The sequence below is a fragment of the Streptomyces roseirectus genome (assembly GCF_014489635.1).
Classification (GTDB): Bacteria; Actinomycetota; Actinomycetes; order Streptomycetales; family Streptomycetaceae; genus Streptomyces; species Streptomyces roseirectus.
This window is the reverse complement of the sequence record NZ_CP060828.1, coordinates 5,060,300-5,084,362: the sequence shown is the minus strand read 5'-3', so window position 1 is coordinate 5,084,362 and position 24,063 is coordinate 5,060,300. Positions and strand designations below refer to the sequence as shown.

Below are 24,063 nucleotides of genomic sequence, written 5' to 3'. Positions count from 1 at the left end.
CGCAGGGCAGTTGGCCGCCGAGGGGTTCTTCGGCGGCCTTGCTGTTTTTACAGGGTCCTGGCGATCGCGGTGGCGAGGCTGAGGACGCTCGTGGCGGTGAGGAGGAGCGTGCAGAGGGTGAACCTGCGGGTGAGGGGCGCGGGTTGGGGGATCTTCGGGGGTGGGGTCACGTAGCTCGGGGGGACCTGGGTGATCTGGTGGGGTCGGGGGCGGTAGGTCACTCGGCGTGCGCCTCGGTGTGCGCCTTGGTGTGCGCCTCGGCGTGGTGGCGGCGCAGGAGGACGTTCGCGTCGCTGGCGGCGCTGTAGTCCAGCTCCTTGGCGGCGGCCCTGCGGAGGGTGGCGAGTTCGTCGCAGGTGGGGCAGTCGGGGTAGGGGCGCGGGGCGACGCTCAGGTCGATGGCCGGCTCCAACGGGGGGTTCTTCGTGGGGTTGTTGAGGCTCTGACGGTTCGCGGCCTTCACGCCCGCGCGGACGCGCTCGCTGTCCGTCGGGGGGCGGAGGGTCTTGGGGTCGGCGGACCACTCCGTGCCGCCGCCGACGGGGCGGAGCATGGCGTACTTGCCGAGGTGGTCCTGGTACTCGCCGACCTTGTCGGTGGCGGGGTCGTAGAGGAGGGTTCCCGGTTCCATCGGTTATCGGTCCTTTCGCCCAACATCTGTACGGAATGCGGCAGTTGTACTACTCTGCGTATTCCTGGGTAAGACGAGGATGGCCCAGGGGTGTTCGCCGTACAGGTCGAATCGAAGTTGGTGCACCGACTTTGGGGTTCGTGCACCGATCGGGACGGGACGGAGGGGACGGGATGTCACGGAGGCTGCCGGTCACGGGGAAGAGTCAGGAACCTCGGGAACGGTTCAGGCAGGTGATCAAGGAGTTGCGCGAGGCACGGGGCCTGAATTTCAGGCAGTTGGCGGACCGGTTGGGGTGGGACAAGTCGCTGCTCAGCAGGTTGGAGAGCGGGGCGACGATCGGTAGCGCGCAGGTCGCGATGGGGCTGGACACGTTCTACGGGACGACGCCGTTCATCTTGACGTTGTGGGAGCTGGCGATTGCGGATGCGGCGCAGTTCCGGCCGAAGTATCAGCAGTACATGAAGTACGAGGCGCAGGCGCTCGCCCTCTGGCACTACGGCGTCATCCGGCCGCCAGGTCTGCTCCAGACAGAGGGCTACGCCCGTGAAGCACTCGCGGCGGGTGGCTTCGTGGGGGAGGAACTGGAGCGGCAGATCGACGCCCGCGTCGGGCGACAAGCGGTGTTGTTGGGAGAGGGCGCGCCCGATTTCCGCACGATCCTCTCCGAGGCGGTGCTGCGGAATTCGCTGCGCGATCCGGCCGCGTGGCGCGAGCAGTTGGAGCACCTGCTGGAGGTGTCGGAACTCCCCAACGTCACCATCCAGGTACTGCCGTTCGGCTCTGGGCAGCACGGTCTGGTCAACACCGACATGATGTTCCTCAAGCTCGCGGACGGGAGAACTGTGGCCTACACGGAGAACGACGTGCGCGGCGATCTGTTCGAGGAACCAAGCATGGTTAGGGGTCTGAACCGTGCCTATGATTCCGTACGTGACTTGGCCAAGAACCCCGTCGAGTCGCGGCAGATCATCATGCGGATGCTGGAGGACGTGCCATGCGAGCCATCAACCTGAGCAACATCACGTGGCACCGGAGCAGCTACAGCAACTCATCCGGCGGCGAGTGCCTCGAAGTCTCCGCCGACCTGCTGGGCACCGCCGACTGGCGTAAGAGCAGCTACAGCAACTCCGACGGCGGCCAATGCCTTGAGTTCGCCCCCAACCTCCCCTCCCTCGTCCCCGTCCGTGACAGCAAGGACCCCTCCCTCGGCGCCCTCCTCTTCACCGCCGGCTCGTGGAACACCTTCGTCGACTCCGTCAAGGGCGACCGCTAACCCGCGAAGAACTCCCCCAGTACCCCGGCGACTTCGGCGGGCGCGTCCATCGCGATGAGGTGCGCCGCCGTCGGGAACTCCACGAACTCCGCGCCGGGGATCCGCTGCGCGTACCTGCGGGCGATCTCCTGGAAGTCGGCGATGTCCAGCTTCCCGACGCCGACCAGCGTCCGCACGTCCAGCCCCGCGAGGTCCCCCTCGCCGGGGCCCTGCGAATACCGGCCCACGATTCCCTGGTGCGCGAGCAACGTCCGCATCGGCGCGCGGAGTTGATCGGCGAGGCCCGCCTCGACCTCGTCCCACGTCCGCGCGGGGCCGCGCAGCCACATGTCGAGGTTCAGCTCGACCGCGCCGTCCACGTCGCCCTCGTCCAGCGCCGTCGTCTCCGCCTCGTCGTACGCGACCATCTCCTCGGACCACGCGAACCCCGGCCAGGGGGCCGCGAGCATCGCCAGGGCGTGCACGCGGGACGGGTGCGCGAGCGTGAAGTCCAACGCCACCCGGGCGCCCCAGGACGCGCCGGCGAGCCGTACGCGTCCGTGTCCGAGGTGGTCCAGGAGCCGCCTGAGGTCGTCCGCCTCCCTGAACGGGCCCCTCGGGGGTTCGGACTCCCCGAAGCCGCGTAGGTCGTACCTGACGACCGTGTACCGCTCGGCGAGCGCCGCTGTGACCCCGTCCCACATCCGGTGATCGGCCACACCGGCGTGCACGAGCACCAGGGGCGGGCCGTCGCCGGTCACGTCGTAGGCGAGGTGTCCGAGGTCGTCGTCGAGTTGCCGCATGCGGGGATGATCTCAGGACCGCTGAGCCTTCCTGCCCTTGGGCAGCGTCCTCAAGCGCCAGGGTGTGAGCGCGTAGGCGCCGAGGCCCAGCGTGAGGAGGACAAGGCTCACGGCCAGGCCGATGGGGTGGGCGCGGGCCGGCTGGACGGTGAAGTCCCACCAGAAGTGGGTGTCGTTCACGCCTCCCCCGCCCCAGTAGGTGAGGGCGCAGAGGACCAGGGCGGGCAGTGCCCAGGACTGCCGCCAGCCCAGGAGGCGCCCACTGATCAGGCCCAGTCCTGTCCACCCGGGCAGCGCCACGGCCATGGCCTCGAGGATCCGGCCCTCGACCTCCACCGCGCAGGCGGAGAGGAAGAGGACCATACTCACCAGCCACAGACCGGTCAGGCGTACCGCCCTGCCCCGGTGGAAGCGGTTCGTCGCGCAGGCTTCGAGTTCCGGCATGGGGCTGTGGAGCGACAGCAGGGGCAGCACACCGGCGAACATGGCCAGCATCCGCCAGCTGGGGGTCGACGCCTCGGTGCCCGTCGCGGTAGGGAGCGGGCTGGGTTCGTGCCCCAGCCACGCCACCGCGATGCCGACCAGGAGCACGGTGAGCAGTACGGCCGCCGGTCCGCGTACGCCGCAGGAGGGAGTGAAACGCCGTCCTCGGCGGTAGCGCTCAGCGGGGAGAACCGGACTGCCGGTGTCGGCCGTGTCAGGCACAGTACTTCTCCAGGACGGACCGGATGGTGTGGCGTGCCCACTGTTCCTGCTCAGCGGCCGGTCTGTCGGCCATGGCCTTGCCCTTCTCTATCGCCGCCGTCTCCGGTCCGGGTACACCGCTCTCGGTGTACGCGGGCTTTCCGCCGCCCGCGAGCCGCTTCTCCAGCCAGCGTTCCAGAGCCAGGACCGATGTGTCACCGGCGCGCTGGTATCTGTCCCAGCCGGCGAAGTCGTCGTCCGCGCAGGCGGCGAACGTCTTCTCGGACATCGCGCGGGTCACGCCGTCGGCCATGGCCCACTCGGATCCACTGTCCATGTCGAAGTCCCCGAGCCATGCTCCCTCCTCGCGGACCAGGCCGTAGGAGTACACCCTCTCCGGCCTGGCCAGCTCCTGAGGCATGCCTTCGGCGCGCGCCAGGACCCGTTCCGCCATGGCGCGGTACTTCTCCTCCTCCGGCCACAGGCAGATCGCGGGCGGCCCCTTCACGCAGAGCATGGACGCGGAGCCGTGACGCGTCGTGATCACGGAAGCCCCGGACAGGTAGACAGTGCCGCCGAGCGCGAGCGACACCGCCGCGGTGGACAGAGAGACACGCCGAACCGACTCCCGGCCCGGAGGGAGCCACAGACACGTACCCAGCAGTACCACGGCCGCCGCGAGCCGCAGCACGATCAGTGGCAGGTCGGTCTGCTCACGCGCTGGGCCGTTCACCACGATCAGGTCGGTCTTGACCGCGAGGTTGACGATGATCCAGGTGAACGCCCCCGCGAGCGGACCCCAGCGACCCGGCAGAAGGCGACCGAGCAACCAGCCCCAGGCGGTCGCGAGGACAAGCGAGACGGCGCCGAGCAGCGCGTACCCGAGATACTGTCCGAACCCCGGTGGCCAGGTACGTGCCGTGATGGTGAAGGCGACGGCCTGCCCGGCCACGTACGGCACGAGCACGATGAACAGCAAGGTGACCAGCCGTGGCAGCTCGGCGCGCGGCGTCGGCCGGGGCATGGACCGTAACGGTTCGGCCACCTCGGGCCGGTCGTGCAGGGCGGCGCTCCAAGCGGCGGCTCCGGCCGCGAAGACACCCACGTACAGGGCCGGCCCTTGCGCCACGGCTCCGGTTTCTCCCCACAGTCCGTGCCAGTAGTCGTCACGGGTGAGGACGAGCACCACGTCCAGGACGAGAAGCACGGGAAGGAGCCGGCGAAGCGGGGTGCACCGCAGATGCAGCCAGAACGTCCTCACAGATGGCGCTCCTCTTCGGGAAGGAGTTCCATGTAGGCGCGTTCGATCCGAGTCGCACCGGGGAAGCCGGCCCGCCCCAACGCCTCCATCTCGGCTGGGCTGCCGTCGAAGAGGACGCTGCCGCTGTGCAGCACGATCACCCGGTCGCAGGCGGCGGCCACATCGTCGATGAGATGGGTACTCAAGAGGACGGTGGTGTCGGTGAGTTCCGACAGAATGCGGCGGAACTGAAGGCGCTGGCGCGGATCGAGGCCCACGGTCGGCTCGTCCAGGAGAACCAGTCCCGGGTCTCCGACGATGGCCCAGGCGATGCCCGCGCGTTGACGCATGCCGCCGGAGAGCCTGGACATGCGCTCATCGCGACGCTCCGACAGATCCACCTGAGTCAGGGCTTTCTCCACCGCGTCGCGCCGACGTTTTCCCGGTACCTCTCTCAACCACGCGCCGTACTCGATGAAGTCCTGGACCTTCATCCCCGCGTCCCAGCCGAACTTCTGTGGCAGATAGCCGATGTTTCGCCGGGCCTGTCGAGCGGTTCGCTCGCTGGTGATGGCGGTGCCGTCGAGTTCGATGGTGCCACCGGCAGGGGGAAGTACCGTGGCCAGAGTCCGCATGAGAGTCGTCTTGCCCGCGCCGTTCGGCCCGAGAAGACCGGTAACTCCGGGTGTCAGCGTCAGATTGAGATCTTCCAGGATGACTCGCGCCCGATATCCCTGACGCAAGGCGGACAATTGAACGTGCATGTGGTCCTTTAGCGGTCGCGGTATATCATCGGGGAAGACCCTCCCGTCCGCAGCTGCAATGCGGACGGGAGGGTCCTTTGGGCGGCCTTTGGGCGGCGCGCCCAAGGCGGTGGTTCGGTCAGAAGAAGTAGGTCTGGCCGGTACTCACACCAAAAGTGCAGTCCGGACCGTCAAAAGTCCGGGTGCTGCCCCTGGAGCGGGACACCGTCAGCGAGTTGTCCCCTTCGAAATCACAAGGGGCGGTGGTCCTGTAGTTCCCCGTCTCGCGGGCTCCACCGCTGCCGCACATCTGGTCGAAGTCGGTGTTGTAGTAACGGCCCCAGCAGTTTTTGACCCTGTTGCTGTCCGTGTACGCCGACGCGTCGGGCGTAACCACCATCGAAGCGCAAACGGCAACGAAAAGTAACGCGGCAGTCGATGCCGCACGAGATCTCAGGCTCGTGGATTTTCCGTGCATTTCCCTTCCTTTTCGCCTTGTACGTTTAGCGTGAGTCACCCCGGGCAAGCAAGGCAAGCGGCCTCCGCCCCTTCATTCCGGACCGGCCTGTTCCGCCAGCCATGTTGGCGGAATAGCGATGCCAATGTCCTGCGCCGATCATTCGATCAAGACATGCGGCGAGGCGTCGCAGGACCTCGTAGGCGTCCTTCGTCAACGCGAACGTGCCTACGGGGGCGAGCCGTCGTCGTACGAGCGGGAAAAGTTTGTCCGGATCGACGAACCAGACCTCGCCCCACGTCGAGTAGATCGCGTCGAACTCCCCTGTTCCGTCCGCTCAAAGCGCTTCGATCGCCCGGAGGATCAGGGTGCGGGCTTCCGCGCCGTAGACGGCCATGCTTCTCAGGTGCTCGAACGCCTTTAGGTAGAGGGCGGTTTCGGAGGGTTGGGTGATTTTGACGTGCGCCGAGACCAGCTCTACGGAGGCGAGCTTGTCGTCAAAGACGTGAAACGTTTCCTTTGCTCCCATCGTCCGCGTTTCTCCTGCGAAGGGGATGATGCCGAGTGACACCTGGGGCAGGGCTCCTGCCGTCATCAGGTAGCCGAGTTGCGCGGCCATCGTGTCCGCGTCGCTGATGCGGTGATGGAGGACGGACTCCTCGATCACGAACACGGCGCGCCGGCCCGGTTCGTGGAGCACTCGGGAGCGCTCGACACGGGCTCGGGCGGCCTCCGCGCTGTCGTCCACCGGGAGTTCGCGGAAGCGGGCCACAATGCCGAGTACGGCGGCCGCGTAGCCCTCGGTCTGGAGCAGGCCCGGGACGAGGGTCGAGGAGTAGACGCGGAAGAGGCGGGTCTCGCGGAACAACTTGGCTGAGCTGCCCTGGAGTTCCTTCAGGCCGCTGCGCATCTGGTGGCGCCACTCCGTATACAGCGACTCGGCTTGGAGGGACTGGGAGATCAGGTCGTCCGCCTGGTACGGCACCCCACAGGCGTCCGTCCACGCGCGGATGTCCTTGGGCGCGGGCGCCGTACGCGCGTTCTCGATCCGGGACGACTTCGCGTGGTGCCACCCGCACCGAGCGGCCAGTTCGGCGACCGTCAGCCCCGCCTCCTTGCGTAGGCCGTGCAGCCTTCGGGCGACGGCTTCGCGGGCGGCCTGTGCGGAAGAGGACGGGGAGGTGGGCATGAGTGGGCTCGCAGTCGCGCCGAGGTGTGCGGGATCGTGCACGCGATTCTCGGTCAACGGGCCGCTGTGTGCGGCTACTTCGAGCGAGTTCCCTCGCAGAGGTGGGCTACTGCACAACCGTGCACAACGTTCCGCGCCGCGCGCTCCCCCTCCCTAACGTCGTGACCCGTCGGCCCTTCAGGAGGTGCCCCTCCCCTGCCCGAACGGACCCCGCCGTGTCGCTCGTCGAGCTTTCCGCCGTCAGCCGTGTCACCGTTTTCTCGTTGGAGGGGTTGGCCGTCGCCTATACGACGCAGTCGTCCGATGCGCGGGGGCTGGGGGATGTCGGGGTGGTCGCGGTGCTCGGTGACGAGTTGAGTGAGGGGGAGGAGTTGTGGCGGCTGGCCGGGGAGTTGGGTGGGCGTAACTCGGTTCAGGAGCAGGCGAGATGGATTCTGACGCAGGCGGGGCGGGCGCGGGTGGTGGGGGGTGGTGGGGATTGGCCGGGGGTGGGGTGGAGTGCCGTGGTGCGGCGGCGGTATGTGCTCGGGGGGTTGTTCATGAACCATGAGGTGCTGGTGACGGGGCGGATGAGGGTGGCCGCGCAACACGAACAGGCCCGTGCCGTCCCGGTTCTGGGTCGGGGGGCTCGGGCCTGGGGTGGAGGGTGGGAAGGGGGCCGGTGGTGACTAGCTGAACGCCAGCCACGCCACCGCCGCGATGATCACGACGGCCGCGACGACGCCGAGGATCAGGCCGGTGCGGGGGCCGGAGGAGGTGTTGGGGGTGGCGGCCGGGGACGACGCCTGGGGGGCGCCCTCGTCGACGAACGCGCGGAACATCTGGGTGCTGCCGGCGGGGTCGTAATTGCCCTGCGGGCCCTGGTTGTTAGCCATGCGTCGAGAGACTAGCGAAGAGGGGGGTGGGGGCCCAAGCGGGGGCCGGGTGAGGGCCGGATGAGGGCCGGCTGGGGGTGCGGTGAGAGCGGGGTGGGGGTCTGCTGGTGGGCGGGGGGTCGTCGAGGTTCACAGGGGCTCCTGGGGTCACCTGCGCGTTTACTCTCGCAATACTTGCCTTTGCCAAGTTTTTGTTGGGCTAACGGTCTTTTTGTTTGCCTGTAGCAACCAAGCGGTTTTACGGTTGCTTCAGGCAACGAAGGCTGGAGGTGTGATGGGCGGGCAGGCGCAGTTCGAGGAGTTGGCGCGTCAGCTCAGCGCTTTCGGGTCGGTCAAGCGGGACCTGGAGCGGGTGCTGCCGGCGGACTGTCCGGGTGGGTCGGCGATGGTGCTGGGGCTGGTCGGGCGGTACGGGGAGATGCGGATGACGCACCTCGCGGAACTGCTGGCCGTCGACATGTCCGTCAGCAGCCGGCACGTCGCGCACCTCGTGGAGCGCGGGTGGATCGAGCGGGCCGCCGACCCCGCCGACAAACGGTCCCGGATCCTGCGGCTCACGCCGGAGGGGCGGCTGAAGCTGGCCGAGCTGTCCCGGCGGAGCGTGGCGATGCTCGCGGAGCGGTTGGGCGACTGGGACGAGCGTGATGTCGCCGAGCTGGTCCGGCTGCTGACGCGGATGCGCGCGGAGTTCGGCGAGTGCAGGCCGGGACGGCAGCGGCAGTCCGAACCCCTACCCGTACATCCCGAGTACGACGTCCCCCGTCGCGGCCTTCCCCCGCCCCCACCCCTGACCACGACCCGTACACCCACGACGACCACGTAAGAGAGAGAAGCGCATGGCTACCACCACACCCCCCGGTGTGCGGGCCCACGGCAAGCACGGGGGCGGCGCGCAGAACCCCGCGCACGCACCCAAGTCGCACGCACCCAAGTCGCACGCCCCGATGTCCCACCGGCAGATCCTGGAGGCCCTGTCCGGGCTGTTGCTCGGCATGTTCGCGGCGATCCTGTCGTCGACGATCGTGTCGAACGCGCTGCCCGAGATCATCAAGGACCTCGGCGGCGGCCAGTCCGCGTACACGTGGGTCGTCACCGCGTCGCTGCTGGCGATGACCGCGTCCACCCCCCTCTGGGGCAAGCTCGCTGACCTGGTCAGCAAGAAGCTGCTGGTCCAGATAGGGCTGGTCATCTACATCGTCGGGTCGGTCGTCGCCGGGCTCGCGCCGAACTCCGGCGTGCTGATCGGCGCGCGCGTCGTGCAGGGCCTCGGCGCGGGCGGCCTGACCGCGCTCGCGCAGATCATCATGGCCGCGATGATCTCGCCGCGGGAGCGGGGACGGTACTCCGGGTACCTGGGAGCCACGTTCGCGGTCGCGACCGTCGGCGGCCCCCTGATCGGCGGCGTCATCACGGACACCAGCTGGCTCGGCTGGCGCTGGTGCCTGTACGTCGGCGTCCCGTTCGCGCTGATCGCGCTGATCGTGCTCCAGAAGACGCTGCACCTGCCCGAGGCCAAGCGCGAGGTCAAGGTCGACTGGACCGGCGGGTTCTTCATCACCGCCGCCGTCAGCCTGCTCCTCGTCTGGGTCACCTTCGCGGACGACAAGTACGACTGGCTCTCCTGGCAGACGTACACGATGGTCGGCGGGTCGGTGCTGCTGGCCGCGCTGTTCGTGTTCACCGAGACGAAGGCCAGCGAGCCGATCATCCCGCTGCACCTGTTCCGCAACCGGACCATCTCCCTCGCCTCCGTCGCGTCGATGTTCGTCGGCATCGCGATGTTCTCCGGCACGGTGTTCTTCAGCCAGTACTTCCAGATCGCCCGCGACAAGTCCCCGACGATGTCCGGCGTGATGACGATCCCGATGATCGCCGGCCTCTTCGTCTCCTCGACCGTCTCCGGGCAGATCATCACCAAGACCGGCAAGTGGAAGGCGTGGCTCGTCTCGGGCGGCGCGCTGCTGACCGCCGGGCTCGGGCTGCTCGGCACGATGCGCTACGACACCGACTACTGGAAGATCGCCCTGTTCATGGCGGTCATGGGCCTCGGCATCGGCATGATGATGCAGAACCTGGTCCTCTCCACGCAGAACCAGGTCGCCCCGCACGAACTCGGCGCCGCCTCCTCGGTCGTCACCTTCTTCCGCTCCCTCGGCGGCGCGGTCGGCGTCGCGGCGCTCGGCTCGGTCATGTCGACGCGGATCACGCACTACGCCAAGGACACGATCGCCACCCTCGACCCGCAGTCCCAGATGGCCGCCGCGAAGGCGAGCGGGTCCGGCGCGATCCCCGACATGAACGCCCTGCCCGGCCCCGTCCGCACCTGGCTGGAGAGCGCGTACGGGCACGGCATCGCCGACATCTTCCTGTACGTCGCCCCGATCGCGTTCCTCGCGTTCTTCGTGACGCTGTTCATCAAGGAGGTCCCGTTGCGGACGACGGGCGCGATCGCGCAGGCCGCGGGCCAGACCGAGGCGGCGGAGACGGTGACGGTGACGACCCCGTCGTGGGCGGAAGTCGAGGCGCCGGCCGAGGAGAAGGTGCCCGCGCTCGCCGGAGCAACTGCCGCGCAGGCAACGCCCGTTACGGCAACCGCCGTACAGGCAAGCCCCGTTGCCGCCACCGCCTCCCTCGGCACCGGCGACAGCAACGGCACCGGCACCCCCATCCACGGCCACGTCCGAGGCGCCGAGAACGCCCCCGTCCCCCACGCCGCCGTCACCCTCATCTCCCTCACCGGCCGCCAACTCGGCCGCGCGGTCGCCCAGTTCGACGGCTCCTACGGCGTCGACGCCCCCGGCGCCGGCTCGTACGTCCTGATCGCCTCCGCCGACGGCTTCCAGCCGCAGGCGTCCACGATCGTCGTGAACGGCGAGCCGGTCGCGTACGACATCCTGCTCAGCGGGACCAGCGGGCTCGCAGGCGTCGTCCGCGCCGCCGCGAGCGGGGACGGCGTCAAGGACGCGATGGTCGTCGTCACGGACGTCCGAGGGGATCTCCTCGCGACCGGGACGACCGGGGAGCACGGCGAGTTCTCGTTCGGGGAGCTGGTGCCGGGCGCGGTGACCGTCGCCGTCAACGCGAGCGGGTTCCGGCCGCGCGCCCTGCCCGTCGAGATCGGCACGACCGGGGTGACCCGCGCCGAGGTCGTCCTCGACGCCGGCGCGCACCTCCAGGGCGTCGTCCGCGCCCCCTACGGCCCCCTCGCCGACGCCCGCGTGACGCTGGTCGACGCGGCCGGGAACGTCGTCGGGACCTCGACGACCGGGCACGACGGCGCGTACGCCTTCTCCGACCTCGACAGCGGGGAGTACACGGTGATCGCGACGGGGTACCCGCCGGTCGCCGCCGCGCTGACCGTCGCCGGGCACGGGGTCGACGGGCACGACATCGAACTCGCCCACCCGGGCGAGTGACACAGCAGTGAGCGGGGCCCGTGGCGGGGTAGCCATTCCCCGCCACGGGCCCTTTCCCTTCAGAGGAGTTGTACGACATGGCGCTGAGCGCGAGGATCCGGACGAAGGACGGGTGGGCGGTCTCCCACGCGGTCGTGACGGTGACCGACATGACGGGGACGCAGGTGCTGCGGGCCGAGGCGGACGACGACGGGGTCGTCCGGGACGGGACGCCGCTCGCGCCCGGCGCGCACACGGTCATCATCACGGCCGTGGGGTACGCGCCCTCGGCGTCCACGGCGCTGGTGACCGCGAGCGGGCGGGCGGAGGTCGGGAACGTCGTCCTCGCCCGGCAGGGCGGCAACGAGCTGCCGCCGCCCGGCACTTGGACCGTCGATCCCGCGCACTCGACCGTGGGGGCCGTCGCCCAGCACCTCGGGATCTCCAGTGTGCGGGGGCGGTTCACGGAGTTCTCGGCGGTCGTCGAGGTCGCGCCCGACGACGTCACCAAGTCCCGGGTGGAGGCGGTGATCCGGGCTGCTTCCATCGACACGGGGAACGGGATGCGGGACGACCATCTCCGGTCGGCTGACTTCCTCGACGTCGAGACGTATCCCGAAATCACGTACCGGTCCAGCGGGTTGAGTGTCGCCGGGCCCGATCGGTGGACTGTGCACGGGGAGTTGGGGATGCGGGGGGTCGTGCGGGACGTCGATCTCGATCTCTCGTACCTCGGGACCGGGGGTGATCCGTGGGGTGGAACCCGGGCCGCGTTCCGGGCCACCGCCGAGCTGCGGCGGGAGGACTTCGCGATGAACTACAACCAGGTCGTGGCCGTCGGGATCGCCGCGATCGGGACCACGCTGCGGGTCGAGCTCGACGTGCAGGCCGTGCGGGGAGATCTAGGCTGAGGGCATGGCATCGAACATCGCTACCAACACGGCCGTCTCCCTCGAAGAGCTGCTGGACTTCGTCCGGACCCGGCATCGGGCGCTGCTGATCACCCGGCGGGGGGACGGGGGGCCGCAGGCGTCGCCGCTGACCTGTGGGGTCGACGATTCCGGGCGGATCGTCATGTCCACGTATCCCGAGCGGGCCAAGACGCGGAACGCGAAGCGGGACGAGCGGGTGAGTGTCGTGGTGCTCAGTGATGAGTGGAACGGGCCCTGGGTGCAGGTCGACGGGGTGGCCGAGGTGATCGACTCTCCCGAGTCCGTGGAGCCGTTGGTGGAGTACTTCCGGAACATCTCCGGGGAACATCCCGACTGGGACGAGTACCGGGCGGCGATGGTCCGGCAGGGGAAGTCGATCATCCGGGTCACGCCGGTGCGGTGGGGGCCGGTGGCGACGGGAGGGTTCCCGGCGCGGCTGGGTGTGCCGGGCGCCTAATGGGGTGGGGGGTTCTGTGTGTGGGGCGGGTGCGGGTGATTCGTGGTTGATCGCGCAGTTCCCCGCGCCCCTTAGCGGCGTTGCCGCATAGCCTCGATTCCTGCTAGCAGCAGATTTAGGGCGAAGTCGAAGTCCCTGTTGTGCATCTCCACGATCGTCGCGGTGCCCCTTGCCTCCACCAAGTCCCTTGTTTCCTCCGCCATTTGCGTCATGTCCTCGTTGGATCTGAAGAGTTTCAGGGACTGGCGGTAGTACTCGTCCGGCGTGAGGCCCGACTCTGTGGTCTGGGCCAGGAAGTGGGCCTCCATCGTGCCGAAGCCGTAGACGAACTGGAAGACGGCGGCGATGACGCCGGTGATGTCTTCGGGGGGCAACTCGGTTTTGCGGACGGCGTGTTGGACGGCTCGGGAGAATTCGAGGGAGTGGGGGCCGATGTTGAGGTAGCGGCCGCCGAGGGGGGAGGCCCAGGGGTGGCGGACGAGCAACGCGCGGTACCAGGTGGCGAGTTGACGCAGGCCGGTCTGCCAGTCGTCGGCGTGGGGGAGGGGGACCTCGCCGTAGACCTCGTCGAGGGCGAGTTCGAGGAGTTCGTCCTTCGTCTCGACGTACCAGTAGACCGACATGGCCGTCACGTTCAGCTCCGCGGCCAGCCGCCGCATGGAGAACTTGTCGAGCCCTTCGGCGTCGAGGAGGCGGACGGTGGTGGAGGTGATCCGCGCGCGGTCGAGCCCGGTGGGCTGGCTCGACTTCCGGCGCCGTTCCTTGTCGGCGAGCCACACGCTTTGCCGAGCCACCGGCCCACCTCCTGAATCACGCCGACCGCAACACCTTAAGGGGCGCGCAGGGCTGCCTCACTTCGCGGCTTGCGCCCCGGCGGCCCGCCGCAGCAGCACCCCCGCGACCACCCCGCCCAGCACCACGGCCAGCGCCCCGACCAACTGCCCGTCCCGCAGCCCCTGTTCCAGCCGCGCGGCCGACGTCAGCACCGCGCCGAGCACCGCGACGCCGAGCCCCATGCCGAACTCGCCCAGCATGCCGTTGATGCCGGCGCCGACGCCCGCCCTGGCCGGCGGGATCGAACTCATGAGCGCGTGGGCCATCGCCGGGCTGGCCGTGGCCGTCCCGACGCCGATGAGGACGAGCCCGAGCAGCGTCCCCGCGTAGCCCCGCTCCCCCAGCACGCCGATGGAGACGAGCCCGCAGGCCATCACGGTCATGCCGCCGAGGATCGTCCCCGGCCGCCCCAGCTTCTCGGTGATCCGCGCGGCGACGCCCGTGAAGTTGAGCAGGATGATGACCAGCGCGAGCGGCGCCGTCCGCAGCCCCGCCTCCAACGGCCCGTATCCGAGGACGAGTTGGAGATGCTGGGTGAGGAGGAACAGCGCCCCGCCCATCCCGAACATGACCAGCACGGCCCCGGCGACGGCCCCCGTGAACTGGGCGTTGCGGAAGAAGCCCATGTCGAACATGGGGTAGGGGATCCGGTTCTCCCACCAGACGAACGCCCCGAGGACGGCGACGGCGACGACCCCGCTCACCAGCACCCGCGCCGACAGCCACCCGTGCTCGGGCCCGGAGATGATCGTGAAGACGAGGGACGACATCCCGACGGTCGACAGGAGCGCGCCGACCAGGTCGGGCCGGTCCCCCTGCGGGCTCTTGGACTCGGGGACGAGCGCGACGACGGCCACCAGCGCGCCCACCGCGACCGGGAGGTTGATCAGGAAGATCGCCCCCCACCAGAAGTGGCCCAGCATGAACCCGCCGATGAGGGGCCCCGCCGCGAACCCGAGGGAGTTCACCGCCGCCCAGATCCCGATCGCCTTGGGCTGCTCCTCGGGCGGAAAGATCTGCATGGCGACGGCGAGCGTGGTCGTCGTGAGGAGCGCCCCGCCCACCCCCATCCCCGCGCGGGCGGCGATGAGCTGCCCGGTGGAGGAGGCGAGCGCCGCGACCAGCGATCCGGCGCCGAAGATCACGAGCCCGGCGACGAGCATCTTCTTGCGCCCGTACCGGTCCGCCGAGCTGCCGGCCGTGAGGAGGAGGCCCGCCTGGACCAGGGAGTACGCGTTGATCATCCACTGGATGTCGGCGGTGGACGCGTCCAGCTCCTTGGTGAGGGAGGGGATCGCGACGTTGAGGACGGTGTTGTCGAGGAGGACGGTCAGCTGGGCGAGGGCGATGACGCCGAGGATGAGCCAGCGCCGGGGATGGCCCTGGGTGAGGGATTCGGGGGGAGCTGGTGTGGTCGTTGGCATGTTATACAGCGTATAGGTACTGCCATACAGCGTACAAGAGACGGCCGGAGTGAGGGCGGCGACCCGAAGATCGCCGCCCTCATCAGCGAACCGGCGGTGTCGTCGTCTAGCTGCTCGCCTTCTGCGTGAGGTCGTAGAAGGTGGCCGAACCGACCGTCACCTTCTTGAAGTTGGCCTCTACCCAGGAGGTGATCTGGGACGACGTCCCTGTGCTGGAGCCGCCCATCATGCCGCCGCCGGAGATGAAGTAGTGGATCTTGCCGTCGGTCACGTACTGCTTGAACTGGGCCAGCGTCGGGGAGGGGTCGGTGCCGTTGAAGCCGCCGATCGCCATCACGGGGTCGCCGGTCGCGAGTTGGTAGCTCGCGGCGTTCTGGGCGCCGATGGCCGCTGCCGCCCAGGTGTACTGGTCGCTGTCGGCCGTGAGGAGCTTCTTGGCCTCGGTGGAGACGTTCGCGCCGTTGAGGAGGCCGCCGACGCCGCCCATGCCCATGCGGCCCTCGCCGGTGATGCCGCCGGGGAAGCCCTGGCCCCGGGTGGTGCCGTTGCCGTTCTGGCCGTTCTGGGTCCCGCCCGGCATGCCGCCGAAGTTGCCGCCGCCCGGGAAGCCCTGCGAGTTCCCGTTGCCCTGGCCCTGCCCGGTCCCGTTACCGCCCTGCTGGTTCTGGCCCGGCATCCCGCCGCCCATGCCTCCCATGCCGAACCGCATACCGCCACCGCCGGGCCCGCCACCGCGCCCGCCCATCATCGACGCCCCCGCGGGCCCCGCCGTCACGATCGACCCGGTGTGCCCCTCCTGAAGCGTGCTGATGGTGTACGCCGTGGGCCCGGCGAGTGCCGCGACGATGCTCACCGAGGCTGCCGCCAGGGCGAGTTGACGGCTGATCCGGCCCGCGAAGACGATTCCGAGCGCCCCGGTCAGTCCCCCGACCAGCACGACCCACTTCAGCCAGGGCAGATAGTCCGACGTCCGGTTGAGCAGGACGTACCCCCAGGCAGCCGCCGAGACGACCGCCCCCGCGAGGGTGATCGACGCCCACAGCTCGGACCGCCGTTCCCACAGCAGCCCCGCGCCCATCCCGACCACGGCCGCGAGGTACGGCGCGAGCGCCACCGTGTAGTACTGGTGGAAGATGCCCGCCATGTAGCTGAAGACGACCGCCGTCATGACCAGCGACCCGCCCCACACCAGGAACGAACTCCGCGTGACGGACGTCCTGTTGAGCTTGCGCGTCGCAACGAGCCCGGCGACGAGCAGGATCAGCGCGGCCGGCAGCAGCCAGGAGATCTGGCCGCCGATCTCGGAGTTGAACATCCGGTCCCAGCCGGTCTCACCCCACTGCCCGGTGCCACCGCCGCCGCCCCCGCCGACGGACCCGGTCTCCTCGCCGTTCAGCCGGCCAAGTCCGTTGTAGCCGAAGGTGAGTTCGAGGAAGGAGTTGTTCTGCGAGCCACCGATGTACGGCCGCGAGGACGCCGGCCACAGCTCGACGATCGCTACCCACCACCCGGCGGAGACGACCAACGCCCCTGTCGCGGCGGCGAGTTGACCAAGCCGCTTCTTCAGCGGGACCGGCGCGCACACCCCGTACACCAGGGCCAGCGCCGGCAGGATCAGGAACGCCTGGAGGGTCTTCGCGAGAAACGCGAACCCGATCGCCGCGCCCGCCCACAGCAGCCACTTGGTCCGGCCGTCCTCAAGGGCGCGGACGACGAGGTAGCAGGCCACCGCCATGAGCAGCGCGAGCATCGCGTCCGGGTTGTTGAAGCGGAACATCAGCGCGGCGACCGGCGTCAGCGCCATGGTGGCGCCCGCGATCAGCCCCGCCGCCGGGGAGAACCGGCGCCGCACCGCCGCGTAGACGACGGCGACCGTACCGACGCCCATCAGCACCTCGGGGACCAGGATCGCCCACGAGCTGAGGCCGAAGATCCGCACGGACAGGGCCATCGGCCACAGCGCGGCCGGGGGCTTGTCGACGGTGATGGCGTTGGCGGCGTCCAGCGAGCCGAAGAAGAACGCCTTCCAGGACTGCGAGCCGGCCTGAACGGCCGCCGAGTAGAAGGAGTTGGCGTATCCGGAGGAGCTGAGGTTGTAGAGGTAGAGGAAGAGGGTCGTGAGGAGGAGGCCGAGGAAGGCCGGGCGGACCCAGGCGGGGTCCTCGGGGCGGCCTCGCCAGAGTCGGGTGCCGAGCGAGCGCTTGGTCGTTGGCGTCAACCGCGGCTCGGCCCACGTGCGTTCGTCCTGAAGCGTCGTCATCGTCGGTTCGCCCCCGTGTCCTGCCGTTCGGCCTGCCGGTCCGGGAAGACCCACGCGCGGAAGAGCAGGAACCGCAGCACGGTCGCCGCGAGGTTGGCGACGACGAGGACGGCGAGTTCCGTGGCGTGCCCGGGAGTCGAGGTCGCCGCGTTCAGCGCCGCCAGCGAACCGCTGGTCAGCGCGAGGCCGATGCCGAAGACGACGAGGCCCTGGGCCTGGTGCTTGACCGCGCCGCCCGAGCCGCGCACGCCGAAGGTGAGCCGGCGGTTGGCGGCGGTGTTGGCGACCGCCGAGACCAGCAGCGCGAGCGCGTTGGCGACCTGGGAGCCGCTGAACGTCCGGAAGCCGCTGTAGAGCAGCAGGTAGAAGAGCGTCGACAGGCCGCCGACCACGCAGAAGCCGACGAGCTGCCGGGCCAGTCCCTTGGGTACGTCCATGATCTCGCGGTCGCGGGGGTCGTCACCGAACGGCCTGGTCAGCCGGTCCAGGGGCAGCGAACCGGTGGCCAGGGCCTTCCCTACGCGCCATACCCCCTTCAGGTCGTCGGTCGCCGTCTTGACGATGTGCACGGTGGAGTCGGGGTCGTCGACCCAGTCGACCGGGACCTCGTGGATCCGCAGGCCCGCCCGCTCCGCGAGGACCAGCATCTCAGTGTCGAAGAACCAGCCGGTGTCCTCCACCAGCGGGAGCAGCACCTGTGCGACGTCGCGCCGGATCGCCTTGAACCCGCACTGGGCGTCCGAGAACCGCGCCTGGAGCGAGCCCCGCAGGATCATGTTGTACGAGCGGCTGATGAACTCCCGCTTGGCGCCCCGCACGACCCGCGAGCTGCGGGCGAGCCGGGAGCCGATCGCCAGGTCGGAGTGGCCCGAGATGAGCGGGGCCACCAGCGGGAGCAGGGCGTTGAGGTCGGTGGAGAGGTCGACGTCCATGTAGGCGAGGATCGGCGCGTCCGAGGCCGACCAGACGGTCCGCAGCGCCCGGCCGCGCCCCTTCTGGTCGAGCCGGAAGGACGTCACCCCCGGCAGGCTCGCCTCCAGGTTCTTCGCGACCGCCGGGGTCGTGTCGATCGAGGCGTTGTCCGCGATGGTGATCCGGAAGGGGTAGGGGAACGTCTCGACGAGGTGCGCGTGCAGACGCTCGACGCACGGGCCGAGGTCCTTCTCCTCGTTGTATACGGGGATCACGACGTCCAGGACAGGTGTTCCGGCAGCGCCGGCCGGGAGGTGCACCCGCGCCGGCAGAGTGCCCGGAGAAGAGTCGGTTCGCATACGGACGACTCTCCTCAAGCGCCCTGTCGCACCCATGTGGCGGCGCTGTGCCGGCCCTGTGAGTCCCGTTGCCAGTTCGTTTCCGGCGCCGGCTGAGGCATCGCGGGGCCGAGTGCGGGCAGGTGCACCGTGAACACGGTCCGTCCGGGCACGCTGTCCACGGTCACCGCACCGCCGTGCGCGGTCGCGACGGCCTGGACGATGGCGAGGCCGAGCCCCGTCGAGCCCGTGCTGCGCGAGCGCGCCGAGTCGCCCCGGGCGAACCGTTCGAAGACGTGCGGGAGCAGGTCGGCGGGGATGCCCTGGCCGTCGTCCTGGACGTCGACGCACAGCCAGGGTCCGTGCCGCCGCACGCGCGCGGTGACCGTCGTCCCCGGCGGGGTGTGGGTGCGGGCGTTGGCCAGCAGGTTGACCAGCACCTGTTGCAGCCGGGCCGCGTCGGCGGAGACCAGCGCCGGTTCGTCCGGCAGCTCCAGCCGCCAGACGTGGTCCCGGCCGGCCGCGCGGGCGTCGCTGACGGTGTCGATGACGAGGGGGACGAGGTCGGTCTGCTCGAACTGGAGGGGGCGTCCGGCGTCGAGGCGGGCGAGCAGGAGCAGGTCCTCGACGAGGAACGTCATCCGGCCGGCCTCGGACTCGATGCGGCCGAGCGCGTGCCGGGTGTCGGGGCCGACCTCCTCGCGTCCGCGCCGGGTCAGCTCGGCGTACCCGCGTATCGAGGCGAGGGGGGTGCGCAGCTCGTGGCTGGCGTCGGCGACGAACTGGCGGACGCGCGTCTCGCTCTGCTGGCGCGCGTGCAGGGCGCCGTGGATGTGGTCCAGCATCCGGTTGAGCGCGGCGCCGACCTGGCCGACCTCGGTCTGCGGGTCGGTCTCCGACTCCGGGACCCGCTCACTGAGGTTCACCTCGCCCGTGTGCAGGGGGAGTTCGGAGACGCGGGTGGCGGTGGCGGCGACCTTGCGCAGGGGGCGGGTGGCGACGCCGACAAGGACGTGGCCGGCGATGGCCGCGGCGACCAGGCCGGCGGCGGTGACGCTCAGCTCGACCAGGATCAGGGTGCCGATCGTGCTGTCGGGCGCGCTGGTCGGGATGGCGACGTAGTAGTCGCCGGTGGCGCCTGGCGCGTACTGCACCCGGTAGCTGCCGAGGCCGGGGAGGTCGACGGTGTGGCCCTTGCCGTCCTGCGCGACGTCGACCGCCTTGAGCTGGGCCTCCGTGAGCGTCTTCGCGCTCATGTCGTAGGTGCTGCCGGTCTTCACGCCGACCACGCCGGTGGTGACCGAGCCGTCGCTGACCTTCGCGATCAGGGTGGCGCTGCCGGGTTGGGGGCCGCGGGTGACGAACTCGGTGAGGTTGAGGGTTCTGGTCTGGGGGATGGCTGCGAGGCCGGTGGTGTTCGCGTTGCCGGCGTTGTTGGCGTTGTTAGCGTTGTTGGCTCCCGGGGGGCCGCCGAATGCGCCGGACGCGCGGGCCGCGACCTCGCCGAGCTGGTGGTCCAACTGGTCGTACAGGTGCTGGCGCAGCGCCAGCGTCGTCACCGTCCCGATCACCGCGCAGACCACGGCGATCAGCGCTACCGACGCGACGACGAGCCTCGTCCGCAGCGTGCGCGGCTTTCCCGCTCGTCGCCGTCGCGGACGCGGTCGTCGTCGTCCGCTCATGACGACGCGGGCTTGATCAGGTAACCGGCGCCGCGCCGGGTGTGGATCATCGGCTCCCGGCCGGCGTCGATCTTCCGGCGCAGGTACGAGATGTAGAGCTCGACGACGTTCGCCTGGCCGCCGAAGTCGTACGACCACACGCGGTCCAGGATCTGCGCCTTGCTCAGCACGCGGCGCGGGTTGCGCATCAGGAACCTCAGCAGCTCGAACTCCGTCGCCGTGAGGTGGATGTTGTCGCCGGCCCTCGACACCTCGTGGCTGTCCTCGTCGAGCGTGAGGTCCCCGACGACCAGCACGGAATCCGACCGGCGGTCGGCCGCGCCCGAACGCCGGATCAGTCCCCGCAGCCGCGCGACGACCTCTTCGAGACTGAACGGCTTGGTGACGTAGTCGTCCCCGCCCGCCGTCAGGCCCGCGATCCTGTCCTCCACTGCGTCCTTCGCGGTGAGGAACAGCACGGGGACGTCGGGCAGGTCGCGCCTCAGCCTCCCCAGCACCGTCAGCCCGTCCATGTCGGGCAGCATCATGTCCAGCACCACAGCATCCGGCCGGAACTCCCGCGCCGTCTGCACAGCGCCCATACCGTCCCCGGCGCTCCTGATCTGCCACCCCTCATAACGCAGCGCCATCGACAACAACTCGGTGATCGACAACTCGTCGTCCACCACAAGCACGCGGACGGGGCTCCCGTCCGGCCTCAGCAGTTCGGTGCGCCCCTGGGGCGAGGTCGTGGTCATACTGACCACCCTGTCGACCCCCTCTGAGAACGCCCTTTCGCTTTCCTGTGATTTGCCTGAGAAACGCAGGGGGAGTTCTCAGGGAGTGGGATGGGGGTGGGTGGGATGGCTGGTTCTGGGCTTGCCCGGGGGGGTGGGGTTCTTGGCGGAGGGGGTGGTTTCGGTGGGGGTGGCGGGGGTGGTTCCGGTGGGGGCGGCGGGGGTAGTTTCGGTGGGGGCGGCGGGGCGGAGACAGCAGGACGGCTCTTGGCGGAGGCGGCGGCTCGGCGGCTCGGCGGCTCGGCGGCTCGGCGGCTCGGCGGCTCGGCGGCTCGGCGGCTCGGCGGCTGCGCGATGGTCCTCGGGGGCGGCAGCGGCGGAGGCGCGACAACCCTCGGGGGCGACTGCGGCGGCACGGCGTCCCTTGGCTCCGAAGGGCCGGCGAGAACGCGGGCCTGTGGGAACCCCGCTCGGTCGCGATGGCGGGGAGCGCGACGCCCCTCGGATCTCACGCCCTCGGCGAGAAGGGGGGCTGTGTGGGCCTCGGCCCGAGGAGGGAGCCGGAGCGGGTGCGGTGAGGGGCAGGGCGGCGTTCTTCGGACCCACGCCGCCGGGGCACGAGGCCGGCGGCGAGTCCTGGCCTGGCCGAACGCGGCCCGGTCGGCAGTGGGGCCTGGTCATGGCGCGGCCCAGCCAGGGGCGAGCCCCGGCACACGGCCGAACCGGGGGTAGGCCCTCGTCACACGCAGCCCAGCCAGGGGCGAGCCCTCGCCACACCCAGCCCAACCAGGAGCAAGCCCTCGCCCTCCCAGCCCACCCCGCTCACATCGTGGCCCGGCTAATAACAAGCCCTCGGCCGAACGCGGCCGGCCAAGGGCGAGCCCCGCTCGCGACACAGCACGGCACGGCACGGCAGCAGACGCGGCCCCTCCGACAGCGGCCCCTCACTCTGAACGCGGCCCCGCAACCGCCCCCCGCTCAGAACAACCCCGTCTGCGTCTCCGTCCGTTCGTCGGGGAACGGACGCACCGGGAACATCCCGTTCGCCCCGGCGCTGGTCAGTTCCCAGCCCGTCATCAGGCGGGTGTCGAGGATGACGACTCCGTGCGAGGAGGTGGCGAGGTGGAGGTCGGGCCCGGCGGCGGCCACCAGTTCGCCGGTGAGGGCGGCGGCGGGGGTCAGCTCGGTGATCTCGCCGGTCGCGGCGGGGGCGTCGTCCAGACCGAATGCTTGGACGTGGTCGACGGGGCTGAAGGGCTGGGGCGCGAGTGTTTCCGGCCAGCCGGGCAACGTCAGCGCGCGCCGGTGCAGTTCGGCCAGTTCGGCGCAGCCGGCGTCCAGATCACGCGCGGCGACCGCGCGCACGGCCCGCTTCACCCCGTAGGGCACCCGGTCCCCCACCCGCAGCGCGACCCGCAGCAGTTCCTCGGCGCGGCGCGCGGCCATCAGCGGACCGGCCCCCAGCCAGGTGAAACACACGGCCCCCTGCTCCAGCAGCCGATCGGCCCCACGCTCGACGGCGGTGATCCCCACCTTGACCAACCCGGCCCCGAACCAGGCGAGATACACCCGGTACTCCCGAGGATCATCGGCCTTCCCGTCGGCCGCCACCGACCCCACCCGATCCAGCCGCCCACACTCCTCACACCGCCCCCCGGTACCGCGCGCCCCCACTTCCCGCCGCCCCGCACACCGGTTCCCCCGCGCCCCGACACACACCCTCACCCCACCCTCGACCACCCCGAACGCAACCCTCCGCCCCCACCCCAACGCACTCCCCACACCCCCCTCCCACCGCAACACCGGCCCCCCGGCCACACTCCACCGCAACCCCGCACACTTCCACGTCCGCCCCATCCCCCGAGCGTAAATCCCCCTACTGACAACGCCCCTCTCCCCAATGACCCGACCGGACTCGTCGACACGCTCCACCAGTTCACCCACTCCGCCGGCTCCCCGTCCACCGGACACCCGCCCGCTCCGCAAGCGCAAGCGCGTCTGGCTGGGCGGCGCGGGCCTGTTCCTGGCCGGCGCCCTGATAGCCGCCCCGGCGGACGGCGGCGAACAACGGGTCGAGGCGAAGACCAGCCCCACCGCCACGATCACCGCGACGGTGACCACCACTCCCGCTCCCGGCCCCACGGTCACCAAGACCGCCACCCCGAAACCGGCCCCCACCGTCACCGTCACCGAGACCACCACCGCCGAGCCCGCCGGCACCACCGGCGACACCACCGAAGACACCCCCGGCACCTGCTCGATCGTCTCCAACTCCGGCAACTGCTACTCAGCCGGCCAGTACTGCCGCAACAAGGACCACGGCGCCACGACGACGAACGCGAGCGGCACCCCCATCACGTGCGCGTACCGCTCGAACGCATGGCGCTGGACGTACGCCTGACAGACCCCGGCTTGCCCGGAGGTCTCCCCCAGACGAAGCCAACGCCGGGAGACCGGACCATCCGTCAGCCCTCCATGACGACGCCCCCTCCGGTGTCCCGGCAGTTGCTCAGAGCCGCTTCAGGTTCCGGTCCAGAATCGCCCGGAGCCGGTCCACGTCCGCGGGGTCCTGGGCGCCCCGCTTGGGCAGCACCGCGAGTCCGGCCGCGCGGTCGCCGCCCAGCAGCACGAAGAGCCTGGGCGTCTCCAGGTACTCCCGGAACACAGCCCAGTCCACGGTCATCGACACGCGCTCACCGGTACTGACCGCTCCCCGGTCGTCGGCCACCATGCGGCACCGCCCGTACGGCTCCACAACGCTGAACATCCGGCGGGCCATGGTCCGCAGCCCTCGCAGCGTGCCCCAGGACGCGACCGCCACAACGATCACCAGCGAGACGACCACCCCAGGCAACGGGAGATCACGCAAGACCGAGACGAAAACCACGGCGGTCACCGCCACCAGCGGCGCCTGGCCGCCGACCTGGGCCGCTCTACCGCCAACACAAAACACCGGAGGCCCGGCGGATCTCTCCGCCGGGCCTCCGGCCCACTGTGCACTCGGCAGGATTCGAACCTGCAACCTTCTGATCCGTAGATCGGGCACCTCACGAGGAGGGGCCCCGGGAGCCTCCGGTCTTGGCTGCTCACGGTAGTGATCACCCGCGGCCGTGTGCTGACGTTGCCGTCACCGCTGCCGTCACCGCTGCCGTCACGCCGCAAAGACGAAGCACCCTGACACACCACCCAAACACATGACTCGCCTTTCCGAAGCGCGAGTTGGCGCTAGAGTACTG

The 24,063-nt window shown here is 70.1% G+C and carries 23 protein-coding genes; 7 read left to right on the top strand and 16 right to left on the bottom strand.

Translation table 11 applies throughout. The features are described 5' to 3' along the window. Positions 1-47: 47 nt before the first annotated feature. Both IAG44_RS21420 and IAG44_RS21415 read right to left on the bottom strand, forming a co-directional pair. Entirely contained in the window at positions 48-221 is a 174-nt protein-coding gene (locus tag IAG44_RS21420) for a hypothetical protein (protein ID WP_187748698.1), read from the bottom strand. Further along, positions 218-631, bottom strand: coding sequence for a hypothetical protein (locus IAG44_RS21415; RefSeq protein ID WP_187748697.1), 414 nt, complete (start codon positions 629-631; stop codon positions 218-220). Before IAG44_RS21415 ends, IAG44_RS21420 begins: the two co-directional genes overlap by 4 nt. A 173-nt stretch (positions 632-804) precedes the next feature. Between IAG44_RS21415 and IAG44_RS21410 the strand changes: the two genes are divergently transcribed. Both IAG44_RS21410 and IAG44_RS21405 read left to right on the top strand, forming a co-directional pair. Further along, positions 805-1,647, top strand: coding sequence for a helix-turn-helix domain-containing protein (locus tag IAG44_RS21410; protein ID WP_187748696.1), 843 nt, complete (start codon positions 805-807; stop codon positions 1,645-1,647). Further along, positions 1,629-1,907, top strand: coding sequence for a DUF397 domain-containing protein (locus IAG44_RS21405; protein ID WP_187748695.1), 279 nt, complete (start codon positions 1,629-1,631; stop codon positions 1,905-1,907). Before IAG44_RS21410 ends, IAG44_RS21405 begins: the two co-directional genes overlap by 19 nt. Here the strand turns inward: IAG44_RS21405 and IAG44_RS21400 are convergent. The 6 genes from IAG44_RS21400 to IAG44_RS21375 form a co-directional block, all read right to left on the bottom strand. Further along, positions 1,904-2,689: an alpha/beta fold hydrolase gene (locus IAG44_RS21400; RefSeq protein ID WP_187748694.1), complete on the bottom strand. Its 786-nt coding sequence runs from the start codon at positions 2,687-2,689 to the stop codon at positions 1,904-1,906. The genes IAG44_RS21405 and IAG44_RS21400 overlap by 4 nt on opposite strands. A 12-nt stretch (positions 2,690-2,701) precedes the next feature. After that, on the bottom strand, positions 2,702-3,394 hold the full coding sequence (locus tag IAG44_RS21395) for a hypothetical protein (RefSeq protein ID WP_187748693.1): 693 nt from the start codon (positions 3,392-3,394) through the stop codon (positions 2,702-2,704). Next, positions 3,387-4,634 (bottom strand): hypothetical protein, encoded by a 1,248-nt coding sequence (locus IAG44_RS21390; RefSeq protein ID WP_187748692.1) that lies wholly within the window; start codon positions 4,632-4,634, stop codon positions 3,387-3,389. Before IAG44_RS21390 ends, IAG44_RS21395 begins: the two co-directional genes overlap by 8 nt. Continuing rightward, positions 4,631-5,377 (bottom strand): ATP-binding cassette domain-containing protein, encoded by a 747-nt coding sequence (locus IAG44_RS21385; protein WP_187748691.1) that lies wholly within the window; start codon positions 5,375-5,377, stop codon positions 4,631-4,633. The genes IAG44_RS21390 and IAG44_RS21385 overlap by 4 nt, the downstream gene beginning before the upstream one ends. A gap of 773 nt (positions 5,378-6,150) precedes the next feature. After that, on the bottom strand, positions 6,151-7,002 hold the full coding sequence (locus IAG44_RS21380) for a helix-turn-helix domain-containing protein (RefSeq protein ID WP_187748690.1): 852 nt from the start codon (positions 7,000-7,002) through the stop codon (positions 6,151-6,153). A 668-nt stretch (positions 7,003-7,670) separates the two neighbouring features. Further along, positions 7,671-7,877 (bottom strand): hypothetical protein, encoded by a 207-nt coding sequence (locus tag IAG44_RS21375; RefSeq protein ID WP_187748689.1) that lies wholly within the window; start codon positions 7,875-7,877, stop codon positions 7,671-7,673. 274 nt (positions 7,878-8,151) lie between these two features. On the opposite strand from IAG44_RS21375, the gene IAG44_RS21370 reads away from it, so the two are divergent. The 4 genes from IAG44_RS21370 (at position 8,152) to IAG44_RS21355 (ending at position 12,661) form a co-directional block, all read left to right on the top strand. Continuing rightward, positions 8,152-8,700, top strand: a complete 549-nt coding sequence (locus IAG44_RS21370; protein WP_187748688.1) for a MarR family winged helix-turn-helix transcriptional regulator — start codon at positions 8,152-8,154, stop codon at positions 8,698-8,700. A 121-nt stretch (positions 8,701-8,821) separates the two neighbouring features. Beyond that, entirely contained in the window at positions 8,822-11,293 is a 2,472-nt protein-coding gene (locus IAG44_RS21365) for an MFS transporter (protein WP_484604794.1), read from the top strand. Positions 11,294-11,370: 77 nt separating this feature from the next. Further along, complete coding sequence (locus IAG44_RS21360) at positions 11,371-12,183, top strand: YceI family protein (protein WP_187748686.1); 813 nt, start codon at positions 11,371-11,373, stop codon at positions 12,181-12,183. 4 nt (positions 12,184-12,187) lie between these two features. Beyond that, the gene (locus IAG44_RS21355) at positions 12,188-12,661 is read left to right on the top strand and encodes a PPOX class F420-dependent oxidoreductase (protein ID WP_187748685.1); all 474 of its coding nucleotides are present in this window, start codon (positions 12,188-12,190) and stop codon (positions 12,659-12,661) included. A gap of 71 nt (positions 12,662-12,732) precedes the next feature. Here the strand turns inward: IAG44_RS21355 and IAG44_RS21350 are convergent, their stop codons facing one another. From IAG44_RS21350 to IAG44_RS21320, 7 genes are all read right to left on the bottom strand, one after another. Further along, the gene (locus IAG44_RS21350; protein ID WP_246561953.1) at positions 12,733-13,455 is read right to left on the bottom strand and encodes a TetR/AcrR family transcriptional regulator; all 723 of its coding nucleotides are present in this window, start codon (positions 13,453-13,455) and stop codon (positions 12,733-12,735) included. A 57-nt stretch (positions 13,456-13,512) separates the two neighbouring features. Next, positions 13,513-14,919 (bottom strand): MFS transporter, encoded by a 1,407-nt coding sequence (locus IAG44_RS21345; protein ID WP_187748684.1) that lies wholly within the window; start codon positions 14,917-14,919, stop codon positions 13,513-13,515. 106 nt (positions 14,920-15,025) lie between these two features. Then, entirely contained in the window at positions 15,026-17,179 is a 2,154-nt protein-coding gene (locus IAG44_RS21340; RefSeq protein WP_187748683.1) for a glycosyltransferase family 39 protein, read from the bottom strand. Beyond that, positions 17,176-18,450, bottom strand: a complete 1,275-nt coding sequence (locus IAG44_RS21335) for a bifunctional glycosyltransferase family 2/GtrA family protein (protein ID WP_187748682.1) — start codon at positions 18,448-18,450, stop codon at positions 17,176-17,178. The genes IAG44_RS21340 and IAG44_RS21335 overlap by 4 nt, the downstream gene beginning before the upstream one ends. Positions 18,451-18,464: 14 nt before the next feature. After that, positions 18,465-20,111, bottom strand: a complete 1,647-nt coding sequence (locus IAG44_RS21330; RefSeq protein WP_187748681.1) for a sensor histidine kinase — start codon at positions 20,109-20,111, stop codon at positions 18,465-18,467. Continuing rightward, positions 20,108-20,848 carry a response regulator transcription factor gene (locus tag IAG44_RS21325; protein WP_187748680.1) on the bottom strand — a complete coding sequence of 247 codons (741 nt, stop codon included), beginning with the start codon at positions 20,846-20,848 and terminating at the stop codon, positions 20,108-20,110. The genes IAG44_RS21330 and IAG44_RS21325 overlap by 4 nt, the downstream gene beginning before the upstream one ends. 957 nt (positions 20,849-21,805) lie before the next feature. Further along, a complete protein-coding gene (locus IAG44_RS21320; RefSeq protein WP_187748679.1) occupies positions 21,806-22,684 on the bottom strand; it encodes a DUF2797 domain-containing protein in 879 nt (292 codons plus the stop codon). 43 nt (positions 22,685-22,727) lie between these two features. On the opposite strand from IAG44_RS21320, the gene IAG44_RS21315 reads away from it, so the two are divergent. Then, the gene (locus IAG44_RS21315; protein ID WP_187748678.1) at positions 22,728-23,228 is read left to right on the top strand and encodes a hypothetical protein; all 501 of its coding nucleotides are present in this window, start codon (positions 22,728-22,730) and stop codon (positions 23,226-23,228) included. Positions 23,229-23,336: 108 nt separating this feature from the next. On the opposite strand, the gene IAG44_RS21310 is transcribed toward IAG44_RS21315, so the two are convergent. Continuing rightward, positions 23,337-23,696 (bottom strand): YcxB family protein, encoded by a 360-nt coding sequence (locus IAG44_RS21310; protein WP_187748677.1) that lies wholly within the window; start codon positions 23,694-23,696, stop codon positions 23,337-23,339. Positions 23,697-24,063 lie beyond the last annotated feature (367 nt).

Coding starts and splice junctions, on each gene's coding strand:
- IAG44_RS21340 (WP_187748683.1), bottom strand. CDS start 17,179: ATGACGACGCTTCAGGACGAACGCACGTGGGCCGAGCCGCGGTTGACG.
- IAG44_RS21375 (WP_187748689.1), bottom strand. CDS start 7,877: ATGGCTAACAACCAGGGCCCGCAGGGCAATTACGACCCCGCCGGCAGC.
- IAG44_RS21380 (WP_187748690.1), bottom strand. CDS start 7,002: ATGCCCACCTCCCCGTCCTCTTCCGCACAGGCCGCCCGCGAAGCCGTC.
- IAG44_RS21345 (WP_187748684.1), bottom strand. CDS start 14,919: ATGCCAACGACCACACCAGCTCCCCCCGAATCCCTCACCCAGGGCCAT.
- IAG44_RS21325 (WP_187748680.1), bottom strand. CDS start 20,848: ATGACCACGACCTCGCCCCAGGGGCGCACCGAACTGCTGAGGCCGGAC.
- IAG44_RS21315 (WP_187748678.1), top strand. CDS start 22,728: ATGACCCGACCGGACTCGTCGACACGCTCCACCAGTTCACCCACTCCG.
- IAG44_RS21415 (WP_187748697.1), bottom strand. CDS start 631: ATGGAACCGGGAACCCTCCTCTACGACCCCGCCACCGACAAGGTCGGC.
- IAG44_RS21320 (WP_187748679.1), bottom strand. CDS start 22,684: ATGGGGCGGACGTGGAAGTGTGCGGGGTTGCGGTGGAGTGTGGCCGGG.
- IAG44_RS21400 (WP_187748694.1), bottom strand. CDS start 2,689: ATGCGGCAACTCGACGACGACCTCGGACACCTCGCCTACGACGTGACC.
- IAG44_RS21335 (WP_187748682.1), bottom strand. CDS start 18,450: ATGCGAACCGACTCTTCTCCGGGCACTCTGCCGGCGCGGGTGCACCTC.
- IAG44_RS21370 (WP_187748688.1), top strand. CDS start 8,152: ATGGGCGGGCAGGCGCAGTTCGAGGAGTTGGCGCGTCAGCTCAGCGCT.
- IAG44_RS21405 (WP_187748695.1), top strand. CDS start 1,629: ATGCGAGCCATCAACCTGAGCAACATCACGTGGCACCGGAGCAGCTAC.
- IAG44_RS21385 (WP_187748691.1), bottom strand. CDS start 5,377: ATGCACGTTCAATTGTCCGCCTTGCGTCAGGGATATCGGGCGCGAGTC.
- IAG44_RS21365 (WP_484604794.1), top strand. CDS start 8,822: ATGTCCCACCGGCAGATCCTGGAGGCCCTGTCCGGGCTGTTGCTCGGC.
- IAG44_RS21360 (WP_187748686.1), top strand. CDS start 11,371: ATGGCGCTGAGCGCGAGGATCCGGACGAAGGACGGGTGGGCGGTCTCC.
- IAG44_RS21330 (WP_187748681.1), bottom strand. CDS start 20,111: ATGAGCGGACGACGACGACCGCGTCCGCGACGGCGACGAGCGGGAAAG.
- IAG44_RS21410 (WP_187748696.1), top strand. CDS start 805: ATGTCACGGAGGCTGCCGGTCACGGGGAAGAGTCAGGAACCTCGGGAA.
- IAG44_RS21355 (WP_187748685.1), top strand. CDS start 12,188: ATGGCATCGAACATCGCTACCAACACGGCCGTCTCCCTCGAAGAGCTG.